This is a genomic window from Mesorhizobium sp. WSM4810 (assembly GCF_055811235.1).
On record NZ_JBVVQV010000001.1, the window covers coordinates 413,723 to 429,285 of the forward strand.

Consider the following 15,563-nt stretch of genomic DNA (forward strand, 5'->3'; position numbering starts at 1 on the left):
GATCCGCTGCGGAGATAGAGGTTCTACTTCTTTGCGGCGAGAGTTTCCGAGACGGCCTTGGACAATTGATAAAGCCGCTGCTCGATGACCGTCGGCACTTCACAGACGTAAGTCAGTGATTGGACGCGTTCATTGAAAATTCGCGTTGCGAATTTCAGCTGTTCGGTGCGCCGTTCGATGTCGTCGGGATTCGCATCCGGCTTTGCCCGCAACGCATCGACGTCGGACGCTGCCTTGCGCAAGGCGGCGGCCATTTCGAGCTGCTTGTGGGCGTACCGGGAAATGCCTGAGATCACCTGCGAACGCTCGGCGTCCATGTGATCGAACATGCCTTGCACCAGCATTGCCATCTTCGGCGCAAGCTGCTCGGCCGGCAGCGAGGCGGCGAAATCCTTGATTTTCTTCTGGGCTTCGGCAAGCGGCATCCGCCGGGCCGCCACCTCCTCGACCAGGGTGGAGACGGCAGGGTCCTTCGAAAAATCCTTCGCCGCTGGCGGAAGCTCCGGCCCGTTCCAGATCTGGCCGAGCGAGAGTTGCGGCACCTTGCGCTGTATGCAGGGCCAGTCCGGATCGGTATTCGCTGCCCTGGCGTTCATGCTCGGCGTCAGCATGGCAACCACAGCCAGGCTGCGAACAAGGCTCATTCGTGCCATCAGCCATTTCCTCCGGTGTCATGTTTGCGGGTCACCAGGCCGCGCGAAGGGTCATAGGCGATGATGGCGGCGGCAAGGAACAGAACAGTGCAGGCGGCAACGACGCCCAGCGACAGCCACTCGATCTGGCCGTAGAAGGCGAAGCGGATCAGTTCGACCGCATAGGTGAACGGATTGGCGAGGCAGATCTTGTGGAGCAGCGGGCTCGCCTCCTGGATGCGCCACAACGGATAGAGCGCCGGCGAGGCGAAATAGCCGGGAAAGATGACGAAGTTCATGATGCCGGCGAAATTTTCGAGCTGCTTGATCATCGACGACAAAAGCATGCCGAGCGCGCAAAGCATCATGCCCGACAGGAACAGCGCCGGCAGCACCATGAGATAGCCGATCGGCGGCGCCTTGACGCCCCAGAACCAGGCAACGATCAGGAACGCATAGACCTGCGCGATCGATACGGAGACGCCGGCGAGCATCTTCGACACCAGCAGGAACCAGCGCGGGAAGGGGCTGACCAAAAGGGTGCGCATGTTGCCCATCTCGCGGTCATAAACCATCGACAGCGAAGACTGCATGCCTGAGAACAGCAGGATCATGCCGCACAGCCCCGGCGTGATGTAGACCTCGTAGAGCACGTAGGTCTTGTAGGGCGGGATGATCGACACGCCGAGCACCTGCCGGAATCCGGCGGCAAAGATGAACAGCCAGATGAGCGGCCGAACCAGCGAGGATATGAAGCGCTCGCGCTGGTGCAGGAAGCGCAGGCACTCCCGCAGGACGACGCCCTTGAGGCAAATGAGATAGTGGCGCAGGCCGAATTTTTCGAACTTCGCCGGGATGATGCCGGCGACTTTTTCAGGCATTGAAGGAGCGCTCATGGCGATTTCTCCGCGGTGCCGGCCGTCTCGATGCGGCTGAGCCTGGAAAAGGCGTCGCGGATCGAGCCGGCGCCGCTCGTCCTGACGACATCGGCCACCTTGCCCTTTGCGACCAGTTCGCCCTGCCGCAGCACGACGACATGGTCGCCGTCGTCAACCTCGTCGATCAGATGCGTTGCCCACAGCACGCCGATCCCCTCGGTTTCGACGAGCTTGCGGATAGTGGCGAGAATGCCGGCGCGCGACTGGATGTCGAGACCGACCGTCGCCTCATCGAGCAGCAGCAGCGACGGGCGGTGGAGCAGCGCCCTGGCGATCTCGATGCGCCGCATCTGGCCGCCGGAAAGGCTGCGTGCCTTGTCATGCTGCCGACCCGGCATGTCGACGATATCGAGCAGCGCGGCAATGCGCTCCCGGGACTCGCGTCCGCCGATGCCATGCAGCGCGGCGTGGTAGGAGAGGTTCTGGTGAACGCTGAGATCGAGGTCGAGCGTGCGCGCCTGGAACACGATGCCGACACGCCTGAGCGCCTCGCCGGAGGCGCGGCTGACGTCATGGCCGAAGATGCGGATCGACCCGCGGCGCGTGTCGTAAAGGTGGCTGATCAGCGAGAACAGCGTTGTCTTTCCTGCGCCGTTGAGACCGAGAAGCACGGTGAACGTCGCCGGCGCGATCGAGAACGAGACGTCGCTGAGCGCCCGCTTCGAACCATAGGAATGGCTGACAGCGGCGACGTCGAGCGCCGCCACCTGATCTCCCGGTCCGTTTGTCCTCACATGCTGCACGCCGGTCGGCTCCCTTGTCGTCGACAATAGTCTGGCCCAAGTCTAGCCCACGGGGCGCGATCGCGCAGGTCCTGCTTTTCAAACCTTACTTGATCGTGATCGTGCCCTTCATGCCCTTGTCGGCGAGGTCGGGCACCGACCATGTGTAGATGCCGGGCCTCACGGTGGTGAACTGTACCTGGATGGTGCCGTCGGCGTCGAATTCGAGCCATGCGGGTGCGCCGTTCATGTGCACCTCGAGGTCGTTGATGACGATCTGGTTGTTCCACACATTGCGGAACAGGTCGGTGTGGAATTTGTACTCCAGCCCGCCGGCCGCGGTGATCTTCCAGCGATAGCCCTGGCCGGCGATCAGCTCAAAATCCTTCTGGTTGGCGGTGAACTGGTCTTCCTTGCTGCCGAGGATAAGTTCCGGCACGTCCTTGCTGGCCCGGGTCGCCTTCTCGGCTTTCGGACTGGCCTCCGTGCTGGCCGCTCCGGCGGCGGCGTCATCGTCATCGCCGTCCTGCGCCGAGACCTGGCCCTGGGTGAGCGCCATGCCCACCAGCGCGGCGAAAGCGACTGCCCGAAATTTCCGCATGATTTCCTGCCCTTCTGCTGTTTTTCTGTCGGCTTGATTCACTTGGTTTATTCAACGGTTCATTTGGCGGAATTCAATTGGGCGAGACGACGACGCCCCACGGCAGCGCGCCGACGGTCACCGACTGCACCGGCTCGTCGGTCGCCACGTCAATGAAGGTGATGTCGTTCGACACGCCGTTGGTCGAGATGATGGTCTTCTGGTCCGGGGTGAAAGCAAGCTGCCAGACGCGTTGGCCGACCAGCACATATTTCTCGACCTCGTATGTCTGCGTGTTGACCACCGCGACGCGGTTGGCCGGTCCGAGCGCCACATAGGCTTTCTTGCCGTCGGCGGTGATGCGCACACCGACCGGCTGGATGGATTCGGGCCTCAGGCCGGCAACCTCGAAGGTGATCTTCTGGACGACTTCGCGCGTTTGATTGTCGATCACCGAAACCGTGCCACCGATCTCGGCGCTCACCCAGGCCTGCTTGCCGTCGGGCGTGAACTCGACGAAGCGCGGACGCGTGTCAACCAGCACGTTGTCGGTGATCTCGTGCGTCGACGTGTCGATGAAATGCGCCATGTTCGTCGTTTCCGACGTGTTGACCATGGTCTTTCCGTCCGGGCTGACACCCATCCCCTCCGGTTCGACGCCGACCGGGATTTCCGCCAGCACCTTCTTGCCCTCGATGTCGATGACGGTGACGAGATTGTCGTCCTCATTGGCGACATAGAGCGTCTTGCCGTCAGGCGACAGCACGAACAGCTCCGGGTCGGGCCCGGAAGGCAAGGTGTCGACGATCTCCAGCGACGCCGTGTCGATGACCTCGATCGAATCATCGTCGCTGGCGCAGAGATAAATGTGCTTGCCGTCGTGCGAGATGGTGATGCCGCGCGGACGCTGCCCGACATTGACGGTCTTCACCACCTGCATCGTCGCGGTGTCGACCACGGTCATCGTGTTGTCTTTCTCGTTGGAGACATAGGCCATGTAGGCCGACGCCGGACCGGCCATGAAGCAGGTCGCAACTATGGCGAGTGCGCAAGCTCGTCTCTGCACTGAAATTCCTCCCGAACTTTTCTACTTAAGCACGCATTTTGTTTCCGGCTCATCGACCCCGAGCGTATCGAGCTCCGACAGCTGGTGCAAAAATCCCTCCTGCGGCGATGTCGAGACGACCGACCTGGTGTCGCCGAGGAAGATCGGCTGCCGCAACTGCTGGTTCCATTTGCGGAAGGTCAGTTTCTGCCCTTTGAAGGCGGCGATCGAAAAATCGTCGGAGCGGATGAAATCGGCCATCTTGCGCGGGTCGGCGCCCTGCGTGCGGGTCGCCGCCTCGCCGAGGATGCGCACCGCGGTCCACGCCGCCATGTCCTTCGACACCATGCGGCGGCCGTTTGCCTTGGCGAAGCGGTTCTGGATCTGGGTGCCGCCCCATTGCTCGCTGGCCGGATGCCAGGCCAAGGGGGTGAGGCCGGCGGTGCCGGCGACCGGCCGCGGAATCCAGGTGCGGAACGGAACGTAGGTGCCGAACACCTCGCTTTCGTCGGCGACCAGCAGCACATCGTGCTCCGGCAGGTCCTGGGTGAAGACAGGCATCTGCCGCTGGATCTGGACGACGCCGGAATCGGTCCGCCGCGCCGTGCCGGTATCCTCGAACAGTTTTTCGCCGACGATCTCGCCGCCGAAGCGCGTCGCCGCCCGGCGCAGCGCCTCGGCAAAAAGCTGGTCGCGCTCGTGCGAGCCGTAGATCAGCACCCAGCGCCGCCATTGCTTCCAGATGAGATACTGCGCCAGCCCGTCGGCCAGCATGCTGCGCGTCGGGATGGTGTGGAAGATGCTGGCGCGGCATTCCTCCTCGCGAAGACTGTCGTCGGTGGCGCCAGCGTTGAAGATCAAAACGCCGTTGTCGCGGGCAAGATCGGCGATCGACAGCAACTGCCTGGCCGAGAGGTCTGCGACCACATAGCGGTTGCCTTTGGCGATCATCTCCTGGAAGGCCGGGACGACATCGGAATCCGGCTTCACCTCGGTCACGTCGAGGCTGAATTTCTGGCCGAGGAAGCTGCCGGTCGTGTTGTTGTCGGCAATCGCCACATTGCCGCCGGCGACACCTTCATCGCGCGGCGGGACGTCGAGCACCGACAAGGCCAGCTGCGGCGCATAGGCGCGCAAATAGCCTATCTTGATCTCGATTACTTTTTTTTCCGGCTTGGCCGTTGCGGTCGGCTGCTTGCCCGTCGCTTCCTGGGCGAGCGCGCCCGGAACGTTGACGGTCAGGGAAAAAAAGCACAAAAAGGCCGCCAGAGTGCCCGGCACCGCGCTCGTCATCGATAAAATTACCCGTTCTTGCGCTAAAGTCCGATTGTTGTCGGAGCGGCGCGAAGTCAAGGTGCCCGTGATGAGCTTAGCTGACCCGCAAATTTTATCAAACCCTGAAAGTGGACTTCTCACGTCTGCTTTAGTGCCATGCCTGCTCGCCCGAACGGCGACCGAGCGGATTTCGGTATTCGGGCCCAAAAGCGTCCTTTTCCTCATGCCGGAGAAAGTCCGTCAATGACCAGAATGCTGGCCAGCGTCACCGGCGTCGACGAGGCGGAGATCGCGCTTTCAGGCGGTGCCGACATCGTCGATCTGAAGGATCCGAAGGCGGGAGCGCTGGGCGCGGTGTCCACGCAGATCATCCGCCGGACGATTTCGCTGATCGCCGGCCGGGCGCCGTTCAGTGCGGTCTGCGGCGACCTGCCGATGGAACCCGAGACCATCCGCGCCAGGGCTGAAGAGATCGCCGCAACCGGCGTCGATTACGTCAAGGTAGGTTTTTTTCCGTCGGCAAATGTCGCGGCTTGTGCGGCAGCGCTCGCGCCGCTCGCCGCGCGAACGAAACTGATCGCGGTGCTTTTCGCCGACCTGGCGCCGGATTTCGAGCTTCTGCCGATGCTTGCCAAACATCGCTTCCATGGCGCCATGGTCGACACTGCCAACAAGGCCAACGGGCGGCTGCTCGACCATCTGCCGCCCGAGCGTATCCCGGGATTCATCGATCGAGCGAAATCGCTCGGCCTCATGGTTGGGCTGAGCGGATCGCTGGAAGCCCCTGATATTCCACGCCTGCTGCCCTTCGCTCCCGATTTTCTCGGCTTTCGCGGGGCGCTGTGCGGCGATTCCGGCCGCGTGGGTTCGATCAGCGCCGAGGCAATTGCGCAGATCCGCGAACTGATCCCGGAAACATCCCGGGCCGGCGGCGCGTCGAGCATCGACTACCGCCTCCTGGCGGCGAGGGGCTATTCGCCGGGCACCGACCCGGCACTGGGCACCGACAAGATCTTCGTGCGGGACTTTGTCCTGCCGGTCCAGATCGGCGCCTACAGTTTTGAGCACGGCCATACTCAAAAAGTGCGTTTCGACGTGACCGCCGACGTACTGCAGGTCACCGACCATCCCGAAGACATGCGCCATGTGTTCTCCTACGACATCATCATGGACGGCATTCGCACCATTGTTGCGCGGGGCCACGTCCAGCTTAGCGAGGCCCTGGCCGAGCAGGTGGCGACCTACATCCTGGAGAACCCGCGTGTCGTGCGGGTCACGGTAAGGGTGGAAAAACTCGAACTCGGCCCAGGCGGCGTCGGCGTCGAGATCGAACGCAAGCGCCAATCGGCAGGCCGCGGCGTTGCCTCCGGCCCTGCCGGCCGAAAAGACCCAGGCGCTGTTTCCCGGCCGCGACAGGAAAGGCCCGACGCCGTCAGGCGAGCCGTCGTCAAGCCGTCCGTCGTCAAGCTTGGCGGCAGCACCGTCCATGCGGCGGAACTGGAAAGCTGGATCGCGGCGCTGGCGGGTTCCAAGCTGCCGATCGTCATCGTGCCCGGCGGCGGCCTGTTCGCCGACCAGGTGCGCGAGACGCAGATTTACATGGATTTTTCCGACACCGCCGCCCACGCCATGGCGATCCTCGCCATGGAGCAGTTCGCCCAGGTCATCCTCGACCGTGACGAAAGGCTGGCGCCGGCACGGTCGCTGGAAGAAATGGGGCGGGCGCTGGACGCGGGGAAGATCCCGGTGTGGCTGCCGTCGTCATTGGCGCTGCCGGCGCCGGACATTCCGGCGTCCTGGGATGTTACCTCCGATTCCCTTGCCGCCTGGCTTGCCGGCAAGCTCGGCGCGAACGCGCTGCTCTTGATCAAGCAGACCGGCGCCTTCTCCGGCAGCGACACGATCGACAGCCTGGCGGTCAGAGGCATCGTCGACGCCGGCTTCGCCGCCATGCTGCCCGACGGTGTCGATGTCCACCTCGCCGGCCCGAAAGATGCCGCCGAGGCCGGGGCGCTGCTCGCGGCGGGTAATCTGCCCGGCATTGCGATCGCGGCTTCGATCCGGTCGGCAAGCAAAGCAGGGTAGGCGATGGCGACGCTGCATACGCCGCGCTGGGCATGGGTTTTGACCGGTTCCGGTCATTTTTTTACGGAGAGTTTTGCACTCATCCACCAGATCGAGCATTGCGATGTCTTTGTGTCGAAAGCCGCCAACGAAGTGCTGCGCATGTACAAGCTCAAGCTCGATTTCCCGGAGACGACGCGCGTGCTGCACGACAAGACGGCGAGCGCGATCCCGGTCGGCGAATTCTATCACGGCGTCTATCATACGGTGGTGGTGGCGCCGGCCAGCTCCAACACGGTCGCCAAATGCGTGCACGGCATTTCTGACACGCTCGCCACCAACGTCTTTGCCCAGGCCGGAAAATGCCGGGTGCCGGCCATCGTCTTTGCCTGCGACACCGCGCCGGAACTCGAAACCAAGGCGCCGCATGGGCTGGTCAAGGTCTATCCGCGCAGCATCGACCTGGAGAATACCAACCAGCTGAAGAGTTTTGAGCGAACCCAGGTGGTCGAGTCGCTTGCCGATCTCGAAGCCTCGGTCAGGCGGCGCCACGCCGAACTCGCAAGCCATGGCTGAGCGGCTGGTCTTTCTTACCGGCCATCTGGCCAAGGTCCGGCTGGAAAGGCTGCTGGCCGGACTGGGCGAAACCGAATTTGCCTGGGAGATCATCGACATCGGCGTCAAGGTCGCGGCGCTGATGAGCGAAGACATCATCAAGCGGCGACTCAGCCTGGCAGGCGGCACCGACCGCGTCATCCTGCCCGGCCGCTATCGCGGCGACATCGAGCATCTGTCGAACCATTTCGGCGTGCCCTTCGTCCGCGGGCCCGACGAGATCGCCGATCTGCCGGCCTTTCTCGGCCGGGCGGGCGAGCCGCCTGACCTTTCGCGTCACGACATGCGCATCTTCGCCGAAATCGTCGATGCGCCGATGCTGTCGGTCGAGGCGCTGGTGGCGAGAGCACGGACGCTGGCCGCGGCCGGCGCCGATATCATCGATCTCGGCTGCCTGCCGGAAACACCGTTTCCGTTGCTGGACGAGGCGGTGCGCGAGCTGAAGGCACAGGGATTTCTGGTCAGCGTCGATTCCGCCAGCACCGACGAACTGTCGATCGGCGCAGGCGCCGGTGCGGACTACCTTCTCAGCCTCGATGAGAACACGCTGCCGCTGGCCTTCGACCACAAGGCCGTGCCAGTGCTGATCCCGGCCACGCCCGGTGACCTGGATTCGCTTGGCCGGGCCATCGAAGCGGCAAAGAAGGCCGGCGTCGGCTTCCTCGCCGATCCGGTGCTTGATCCGATCCATTTCGGCTTTGCCGCCTCGCTTGGGCGTTTCATCGAGGCGCGACGCCGCTGGCCTGAGGTCGAGCTGCTGATGGGGACAGGCAATCTCACCGAATTGACCGACGCCGACAGTTCCGGCGTCACCGCGGTTCTGGCCGGGCTCTGCTCGGAACTTCAGATCCGAAACGTGCTTGCCGTGCATGTCAGCCCGCATACGCTGCGAACGATCGAGGAGCACGACATTGCCCGCCGCATCCTGTTTGCCGCCAAGAGTGACGGTGCGCTGCCGCGGAGTTATCATCCAGGGCTGCTGCAGGTTCACGATCGCAAGCCGTTCACCGCCTCGACCGAGGATATCGCAGCCCTCGCGGCCGAGGTGCGTGACACCAACTTCCGCATCATGACCGCGGAGGACGGCATCCATGTTTTCAACGGCAAGGGGCACGCGGTTGCCACGGATGCGTTCGAACTCTTTGCCGGGCTTGGCGTTGAGGCGGATGGAGCACACGCGTTCTATCTCGGCGCCGAACTGATGAAGGCCGAGATCGCGTGGCGCCTCGGCAAGCGCTATGTGCAGGACGAGCCGCTCGCATGGGGCGTTGCCGCGCCGGCTCCCGAAACCGACCGCAGCCGCCTTGCCGAAGCGGGCCACACGCTTCGCGCGAAGAAAGATCGCTGAACCATGCCATTCATTCGCGAATCGATCATCACCACCGTCAGCAAAGCCGGGGGCGTCCACATCGCGCCGATCGGCATTATCGCCGAGAAGGACGGCTGGGTCATCGCCCCGTTCCGGCCGTCGATCACGCTCGACAATCTCGCCGAAGTGCCGTTCGCCATCGCCAATTACACCGATGACGTCCGCATCTTTGCCGGCTGCCTGACTGGCCGCAAGCATTGGCCGACCGTTGCCGTCGACGGGTGTCCGGTGCCGCGTCTCGCAGCGGCGCTCGCGCATTCGGTCCTCGAAGTCGAAACTGTCGACGACGATGCCATGCGGCCTCGCCATTTCTGCCGCGTGGTGCGGGAGGAAACGCATGCGCCGTTCACCGGCTTCAACCGCGCCAAGGCGGCGGTGCTGGAACTGGCCATCCTGGTCAGCCGGCTCGGCATGCTGCCGGGCGACAAGATCGAGGCGGAAATCGCCTACCTTTCGATTGCCATCGAAAAGACCGCGGGCGAGGGCGAAAAAGAAGCCTGGGGCTGGCTGATACAGCGGGTCGGCGATCACCTTGCGGCCGAGGATGCCAGCGGCGAGGATGCGCGGGGCTGAACCGGATATGCTGAACCTGGGTAAGCGTCCGGGCCGACGTGGTTTAGCGTGGTACACGGTGGCGCTGATCTCAAACGGCGGTGTTCGACCCTTTGCGGTCATTGAGCCCGGTATGGACGATGACCGGAATGGGGCCCGGATTATAAGAAGCGGCCCTTCAGCCCCCCGCGGGTACCGACGCGATCTGACCCCAATCCGACCATTCCCGCCGCACGATGCCGCCCGAAAGCCGACATTCAAAGGATCCAGCGGCCAAGCGCAGGTTGCCGGAACCGACTCATGAGTGCGCGCGCCGTTTATCCAATCATGTGAGCCACTGGCATGCCCCCAACGCCGGGCTTGGCCATCAATTCGCAATGAGGTCAGAGATCGAGGCAAACGGTGCCTAGCGGCCGGCTGCAGCAAGCCAGCACATAACCAGCCGCCTTCTCTTCAAGGCTGAGTCCTCCAAGGTCGTCGATCACGACGTCACCTGAGAGCTTGACCGTCCGACAGGTTCCGCAAATGCCCTGCTGGCATGCGGTAGGGATGTAGAGGCCGCTATTGCGCGCCGCATCGAGCAGAGTCTCTCCAGGCGCACACAGGTGCTCCACGCCAGACCGGGCGAAACGGACACAAGTCGGGCCAGCGGCAGCCGATTGAGGAGCCATCGAATTGCCCACGGCGCCGCCGAAACTTTCCTCGTGATACTGGGAGGGTGCGATGCCGATCTCCGCGACACAGGCCCGAACCGTCTGCATAAACGGCTCGGGGCCGCAAACGTAAGACGTGCGCTGGTGAAGGTCCGGAGCCAGCCGCAAGAGCATGGGGCCGTCGATGCGACCGAAAAGGCCCTGCCACGCCGAACCTTCCTGGCTGCAGATGAAGCTTACATCGACATTGGAGAATCGCGCGGCGAGCGCCTCCAACTCGGAGCGGAAGGCGATGTCGTCCGCCGTCCGAGCGCAGTGAATGAAACGGATGTCATGGCCAGATGCCCGGTCGGTTAGCGCCCGCAGCATCGACATAACGGGAGTGATGCCGCTGCCGCCCGAAAGGAAAAGCGGCTTCTCGGATGGTAGATCGTCGAAGTTGAAACGTCCGACCGGCCCTTCGATTTCAATGTTGTGGCCCGGCCGGAGATTGTCGTGAAGCCAGTTGGAAACAAGCCCGCCCTTCACCCGCTTCACCGTGATCTGCAGGTCGAGCGGTCGAGTCGGCGGCGACGACACCGAGTACGGTCTCGTTACCCGGGTGCCGTCGATTGTCAGGTTCAGGACTAAATACTGGCCTGCACTAAAGCTGAACATGTGGCCAGAAGCAGCTGAAAAGACGAATGTCTTAACGTCGTGTATCTCATCGATGACGCGCCGGCAGCGCACGAACTGTCTTGAGCTCTCCGCCCATTGCCGTTGACGCAGCGCTGGAGCGAAATCGGTGGCCGAAAAGGGAGCGTGCGCGTTCATGATTGGACTCTGCTTGACCCGACCAGAATGGCAGCCGGGATACTTTCAAAAAAGCGGCAGATGTCGGCTTTACAATCGGATATTTCGATCTAGCTTTCCATGGACATAACGGCCAGATGGAGCGCGCGAATCCCTCTACGGATGATCGGCTCGTGCTTGCGGCGCGCCAAAATAGCGGTGTGAACCGGCTGCTGAAGCGCGGGCGCGCCCTCGACCACAAAAGACGGCCGCTCGGCGGTATACCGCCGAGCATCGTCACTGCGCATATAGCAAGTGCCACCCATGCGCCGCAGCATCGCTTCGGCGAGGGTTTCCGAGCCCATCGAAAGACGGCCTATCGCCAATTGCGGCAGCGCCTCGGCGTGGGTTTTTTCAAGCGCGACCGTGTAGCCCGGCCGGATGTACATATCCGCGTTGACCTCCGACAGGATCCTGGCCGTCGTAGACACCATCACATATTCTTCAACCATGAGAGGATCGTAGGAGATTTCAGGGAGGTATCGGGGCGCGTAAACCACAGCAATATCGAGGTTTCCCAAGCTCAAGTCGGAAATCATCTGCGGCGAGTAGTCGGACTCTACGTGAATTGACGATTTCGGCAGCACCTGGAACAGAGTTTCCACCCAACCCGGCAATATCGATCGCGTCATCCCGACCTGCGCAGCGACGCGCAAGGTGCCCTCGAACCGGTTGAATGCCCGAACGTCATGGCGGGCCTGAGACCATGTCGACAGCATCGCGCGCGCATAGGCTTCGAAACGTCGCCCCGCCGCGGTCGGTTCGGCGCCGGCGCGTCCCCTCAGGAAGAGCTCCGAACCGATGGCCTGCTCTAGGTTCCTGATGCGGGTACTGACCGTCGACTGCGTAACCCCAAGACGATCGGCCGTACGGTTGAAATTTCGCGACTCCATAATGTCGAGAAAGGTCTCAATGTGATCCAGCTGCATGTGGCCTCGCGATCGAAAAATCCGATCGTATTACCTCAGATCACAAGCTTGATCAAATAATTCCCAAGGCGGAAGCTGCGGTTGAAGAAGCCGGCTGGGTTAGCCGGCCTGCCGCGCCAGGGGAGTTGGTTAGGGTGTTCATAGTCGATTGCGATTGTCACAATTACTGGTCGAGCGCTACGGTGCTCGAGCCATATCTTTCCGGCGTCTGGAAAGACATGTTCACAGAAGGCGAAAAAACTGGTCCGAGAGGCGCCTTCCCCCACGGTCACCGTCCGTGGTTTCACCCGCAGGATTTCTCCCGGAAGGACGTCAGGCCCGAGACGGAGGCCGACAACTATCTCGTCATGAAAGAAAAGCACCTCGACAAATACAATGTCGGAGCCGCTATCCTCACCGGCGACGAGCCGATCGAAGCCTCCACGCTGGCCAATCCCTATTACGCAAGTGCACTGGTCAGCGCCTATAACGACTACCAAATCGCCGAATGGCTTCCCAAAGACAGTCGTTTTATGGGCTCCATCATCATCGCGCCGCAGGATCCGAAGCTCGCAGCAGCCGAGATCCGCCGCCTCGGCAACCATCCGCGTATGGTGCAGGTTCTGGCCTCCCAGGGCTCGGTCAAACCCTACGGTGATCCGTTCTACCATCCCATTTTCGAGGCTTGCGCCGAAGTCGGGCTGCCATTCGCGATCCACCTGGGCGGCCATGGCGGCATCAACTGGAACGCGGTGGCACCGGCTCCCACGACCTTCTTCTGGGAGACGCACGCTATTCTTCACATGTCGGCCTTGTCGCATGTGGCAAGCATGATCGCGCATGGCGTTTTCGAAAAATGGCCGGACCTGTATTTCGTGATCATCGAGTGCGGTGTGGCCTGGGTTCCATCGGTATTATGGCGTCTGGACGCAGATTACAAAGCGCTGCGCAAGGAAACGCCGTGGCTGAAGATGCTGCCCTCGGAGTATTGCCGGCGCAATATCCGCTTTTCCACGCAGCCGCTGGAGCAGCCCGCGAACATACAGCATCTCTGGTCCACTCTCGAAGCGATGGACGGCGAGAACACGCTGATGTTTGCCTCCGACTACCCGCATTGGGATTATGACGATGCCAACACGCTGCACATCCCGCCTGCCTGGAGGAGCAAGATCATGGGGTTGAATGCGCTCGAGGTCTATAAACGCATTCCCCGCACGCAAGCGGCTAATGCCGCCTGACGGGAGCAGACAATGGCTGAGAAAACATACATTTGCCGGGTCGACGAAATCGAGACCGGAACTCCCTACATCGCTAAAATCCGCAGCCTTTCAGTCGGGGTTTTCCGCATCGGAGATTCATTCCATGCCTTGCTGAACGTTTGTCCGCACCGAGGCGCTCCGCTTTGCGAGGGACCGCAATGCGGAACCACGGCGCCGGTCGACCAAGCGCAGTTCATCTATCACCGCGAGAACGAGATCGTGCGCTGCGCCTGGCACGGTTGGGAATTCGACATAAAAACCGGTGCGGCCCTGGTCGATCCGGGCGTACGTGCCCGAACATTCCCGGTCACGGTGGAAGCTGGTGAAATCTATGTAACGGCGTAAGATTTGTGTCGAAAACGCTGAAAATCGAAAGGAGGCAAATCGGCTGAATCCGCCAGATCTGCTCGATAATGCCAACAACAAGAATGCGGGAAATCCGCAATGGGAGGAAGCAGTGTCAGAATCTGAATATAAACTCCGCCTGGCGCAAAACCTGATCGGCCGCGGCAAGGTTTCACGCCGTGATTTCATCCAGCTCGGGCTGGCGGCCGGCCTGACGGTCGCCGCCGGCGACAAGCTCTTCGTGACCGTGGCGCGGGCGGAACCGCAGCGGGGCGGCTTCGCCAAGCTCGGCATGGCACATGGCGCGACGACGGATTCGATCGATCCGGCCGGCTATCTCGACACCTTCACGCAAACCGCCTTTTCGGGTGCCATGTCCAACAGCCTGACCGAGGTCGACGCGAAAGGCAGCATCCAACCGGACCTTGCCGAGAGCTTCGAGACCTCGGACGACGCGACGACATGGGTCTTCAAGCTGCGCAAAGGTGCGACCTTCCACAACGGCAAGACCGTAACAGCGGACGACGTGGTCGCCTCGATGCAATACCACATGGGAGTCGACACCAAATCGGCGGCGAAGTCGCTGCTGGAATCGGTGACCAATATCAAGGCGGACGGTCCGGAAACGATCGTTTTTAAACTAAACAGCGGCAATGCAGACTTTCCCTATATCATGAGCGACTATCACCTTGTCGTCATGCCTGCCAAGGACGGAAAGGCGGACTGGGAATCGGGCGTCCGGACCGGTGCCTTCGTGCTTGAGAACTTTCAGCCCGGCGTCTCGGCCAAGCTCAAGCGCAATCCCAACTACTTCAAGAACGGCAAACCCTATTTTGACGAGGTGGAGTTTATCGCCATCACGGACCTCGCAGCGCGTATGGCGGCGCTGTCAACCGGCGAGGTGGATTATATCGGCCGCGCCGACCTGAAAACGCTCGGTATGCTGAAGCGCAAGCCGAATATCGAAATCCTCGAGGTCACCGGATACGGCCATTACACGCTGCCGATGAACGTGACGGTGGCGCCATTCGACAACCCCGATGTGCGCATGGCGTTGAAATGGGCCATCGATCGCGAGGAAATCGCGCAGAAGATCTTCCTTGGCCATGCAACCGTCGGAAATGACAACCCGATCGCACCGGCGATCAAGTTCGCCATCAATCCGGAGCCGCAGCACAAGTTCGATCCGGAAAAGGCGCGCTTCCATCTGAAAAAAGCGGGAATCGAAAATCTCAAGGTCGACCTTTCCGTCGCCGACGCCGCTTTCGCCGGCGCCGTGGACGCAGCCGCCCTCATCCGCGAGACGGCGGCCCAATGCGGCATCGATGTCAATGTGGTGCGCGAGGCCGAGGACGCCTATTGGGACAATGTCTGGCTCAAGAAACCGTGGTGCGCCTCCTATTGGAGCGGTCGTGCAACGGCCGACTGGATGTTCACGCAGGCCTACTCGGCCGATTCCAGCTGGAACGACACGTTCTGGAAAAATCCTCGCTTTAACGAACTGCTGATCCAGGCACGCGCGGAGACCGACGAGGCCAAGCGCTCCGCGATGTATGCAGAAATGCAGCAGTTGACGCATGACGACGGCGGCGCCATCGTCCTGGTATTCAACAATTTTGTCAGCGCCAAGTCCAAGAAACTGGCGCATGGCGAGGTGGCGCCGAACTGGGAGAATGACGGACTGAAGATGGCCGAGCGCTGGTGGATAGCCACCGCGTGACGTTCGCCAGGCGAACTGCCCGCGGCGCGGGCGGTTCGCTGTTTTCAGGGGAAAG

15 protein-coding genes are annotated in these 15,563 nt (G+C 62.0%); 7 read left to right on the forward strand and 8 right to left on the reverse strand.

Translation table 11 applies throughout. The features are described 5' to 3' along the window. Nucleotides 1-23: 23 nt before the first annotated feature. From AC0L3O_RS01990 to AC0L3O_RS02015, 6 genes are all read right to left on the reverse strand, one after another. Nucleotides 24-653, reverse strand: a complete 630-nt coding sequence (locus AC0L3O_RS01990; protein WP_473614634.1) for a hypothetical protein — start codon at nucleotides 651-653, stop codon at nucleotides 24-26. After that, the gene (locus AC0L3O_RS01995; protein ID WP_473534477.1) at nucleotides 653-1,528 is read right to left on the reverse strand and encodes an ABC transporter permease; all 876 of its coding nucleotides are present in this window, start codon (nucleotides 1,526-1,528) and stop codon (nucleotides 653-655) included. The genes AC0L3O_RS01990 and AC0L3O_RS01995 overlap by 1 nt, the downstream gene beginning before the upstream one ends. After that, nucleotides 1,525-2,313: an ATP-binding cassette domain-containing protein gene (locus AC0L3O_RS02000; protein WP_473534478.1), complete on the reverse strand. Its 789-nt coding sequence runs from the start codon at nucleotides 2,311-2,313 to the stop codon at nucleotides 1,525-1,527. The genes AC0L3O_RS01995 and AC0L3O_RS02000 overlap by 4 nt, the downstream gene beginning before the upstream one ends. 85 nt (nucleotides 2,314-2,398) lie before the next feature. Then, nucleotides 2,399-2,893, reverse strand: a complete 495-nt coding sequence (locus AC0L3O_RS02005; protein WP_091596883.1) for a cupredoxin domain-containing protein — start codon at nucleotides 2,891-2,893, stop codon at nucleotides 2,399-2,401. A 73-nt stretch (nucleotides 2,894-2,966) separates the two neighbouring features. Beyond that, nucleotides 2,967-3,893 (reverse strand): YVTN family beta-propeller repeat protein, encoded by a 927-nt coding sequence (locus AC0L3O_RS02010; RefSeq protein WP_051407716.1) that lies wholly within the window; start codon nucleotides 3,891-3,893, stop codon nucleotides 2,967-2,969. Nucleotides 3,894-3,959: 66 nt separating this feature from the next. Beyond that, a complete protein-coding gene (locus AC0L3O_RS02015; protein ID WP_473614636.1) occupies nucleotides 3,960-5,210 on the reverse strand; it encodes an ABC transporter substrate-binding protein in 1,251 nt (416 codons plus the stop codon). A gap of 225 nt (nucleotides 5,211-5,435) precedes the next feature. On the opposite strand from AC0L3O_RS02015, the gene AC0L3O_RS02020 reads away from it, so the two are divergent. The 4 genes from AC0L3O_RS02020 to AC0L3O_RS02035 are packed head-to-tail and all read left to right on the forward strand — an operon-like array spanning nucleotide 5,436 to nucleotide 9,813. Continuing rightward, nucleotides 5,436-7,277, forward strand: coding sequence for a (5-formylfuran-3-yl)methyl phosphate synthase (locus AC0L3O_RS02020; protein WP_473534480.1), 1,842 nt, complete (start codon nucleotides 5,436-5,438; stop codon nucleotides 7,275-7,277). Nucleotides 7,278-7,280: 3 nt separating this feature from the next. Continuing rightward, entirely contained in the window at nucleotides 7,281-7,832 is a 552-nt protein-coding gene (locus AC0L3O_RS02025) for a flavoprotein (RefSeq protein ID WP_473477642.1), read from the forward strand. Next, entirely contained in the window at nucleotides 7,825-9,219 is a 1,395-nt protein-coding gene (locus AC0L3O_RS02030; protein WP_473534481.1) for a DUF6513 domain-containing protein, read from the forward strand. The genes AC0L3O_RS02025 and AC0L3O_RS02030 overlap by 8 nt, the downstream gene beginning before the upstream one ends. A gap of 3 nt (nucleotides 9,220-9,222) precedes the next feature. Continuing rightward, the gene (locus AC0L3O_RS02035; RefSeq protein ID WP_287225701.1) at nucleotides 9,223-9,813 is read left to right on the forward strand and encodes a DUF447 domain-containing protein; all 591 of its coding nucleotides are present in this window, start codon (nucleotides 9,223-9,225) and stop codon (nucleotides 9,811-9,813) included. A 362-nt stretch (nucleotides 9,814-10,175) separates the two neighbouring features. Here the strand turns inward: AC0L3O_RS02035 and AC0L3O_RS02040 are convergent, their stop codons facing one another. Next, nucleotides 10,176-11,258, reverse strand: coding sequence for an FAD-binding oxidoreductase (locus AC0L3O_RS02040; protein WP_473534482.1), 1,083 nt, complete (start codon nucleotides 11,256-11,258; stop codon nucleotides 10,176-10,178). Between the two features lie 89 nt (nucleotides 11,259-11,347). Then, a complete protein-coding gene (locus tag AC0L3O_RS02045; protein WP_473534483.1) occupies nucleotides 11,348-12,205 on the reverse strand; it encodes a LysR family transcriptional regulator in 858 nt (285 codons plus the stop codon). 134 nt (nucleotides 12,206-12,339) lie between these two features. On the opposite strand from AC0L3O_RS02045, the gene AC0L3O_RS02050 reads away from it, so the two are divergent. From AC0L3O_RS02050 to AC0L3O_RS02060, 3 genes are all read left to right on the forward strand, one after another. After that, nucleotides 12,340-13,422, forward strand: a complete 1,083-nt coding sequence (locus AC0L3O_RS02050; protein WP_031254382.1) for an amidohydrolase family protein — start codon at nucleotides 12,340-12,342, stop codon at nucleotides 13,420-13,422. Between the two features lie 12 nt (nucleotides 13,423-13,434). Beyond that, complete coding sequence (locus AC0L3O_RS02055; protein ID WP_023797723.1) at nucleotides 13,435-13,788, forward strand: Rieske (2Fe-2S) protein; 354 nt, start codon at nucleotides 13,435-13,437, stop codon at nucleotides 13,786-13,788. Nucleotides 13,789-13,900: 112 nt separating this feature from the next. Beyond that, nucleotides 13,901-15,508, forward strand: coding sequence for an ABC transporter substrate-binding protein (locus tag AC0L3O_RS02060; protein ID WP_128166468.1), 1,608 nt, complete (start codon nucleotides 13,901-13,903; stop codon nucleotides 15,506-15,508). The last annotated feature ends 55 nt before the right edge of the window (nucleotides 15,509-15,563 follow it).

Excerpts from the sequence above, each read along its gene's own strand:
- AC0L3O_RS01995 (WP_473534477.1), bottom strand. The coding sequence starts at position 1,528 with ATGAGCGCTCCTTCAATGCCTGAAAAAGTCGCCGGCATCATCCCGGCG.
- AC0L3O_RS02010 (WP_051407716.1), bottom strand. The coding sequence starts at position 3,893 with ATGGCCGGTCCGGCGTCGGCCTACATGGCCTATGTCTCCAACGAGAAA.
- AC0L3O_RS02045 (WP_473534483.1), bottom strand. The coding sequence starts at position 12,205 with ATGCAGCTGGATCACATTGAGACCTTTCTCGACATTATGGAGTCGCGA.
- AC0L3O_RS01990 (WP_473614634.1), bottom strand. The coding sequence starts at position 653 with ATGGCACGAATGAGCCTTGTTCGCAGCCTGGCTGTGGTTGCCATGCTG.
- AC0L3O_RS02040 (WP_473534482.1), bottom strand. The coding sequence starts at position 11,258 with ATGAACGCGCACGCTCCCTTTTCGGCCACCGATTTCGCTCCAGCGCTG.
- AC0L3O_RS02005 (WP_091596883.1), bottom strand. The coding sequence starts at position 2,893 with ATGCGGAAATTTCGGGCAGTCGCTTTCGCCGCGCTGGTGGGCATGGCG.
- AC0L3O_RS02025 (WP_473477642.1), top strand. The coding sequence starts at position 7,281 with ATGGCGACGCTGCATACGCCGCGCTGGGCATGGGTTTTGACCGGTTCC.
- AC0L3O_RS02030 (WP_473534481.1), top strand. The coding sequence starts at position 7,825 with ATGGCTGAGCGGCTGGTCTTTCTTACCGGCCATCTGGCCAAGGTCCGG.
- AC0L3O_RS02055 (WP_023797723.1), top strand. The coding sequence starts at position 13,435 with ATGGCTGAGAAAACATACATTTGCCGGGTCGACGAAATCGAGACCGGA.
- AC0L3O_RS02020 (WP_473534480.1), top strand. The coding sequence starts at position 5,436 with ATGACCAGAATGCTGGCCAGCGTCACCGGCGTCGACGAGGCGGAGATC.
- AC0L3O_RS02035 (WP_287225701.1), top strand. The coding sequence starts at position 9,223 with ATGCCATTCATTCGCGAATCGATCATCACCACCGTCAGCAAAGCCGGG.
- AC0L3O_RS02015 (WP_473614636.1), bottom strand. The coding sequence starts at position 5,210 with ATGACGAGCGCGGTGCCGGGCACTCTGGCGGCCTTTTTGTGCTTTTTT.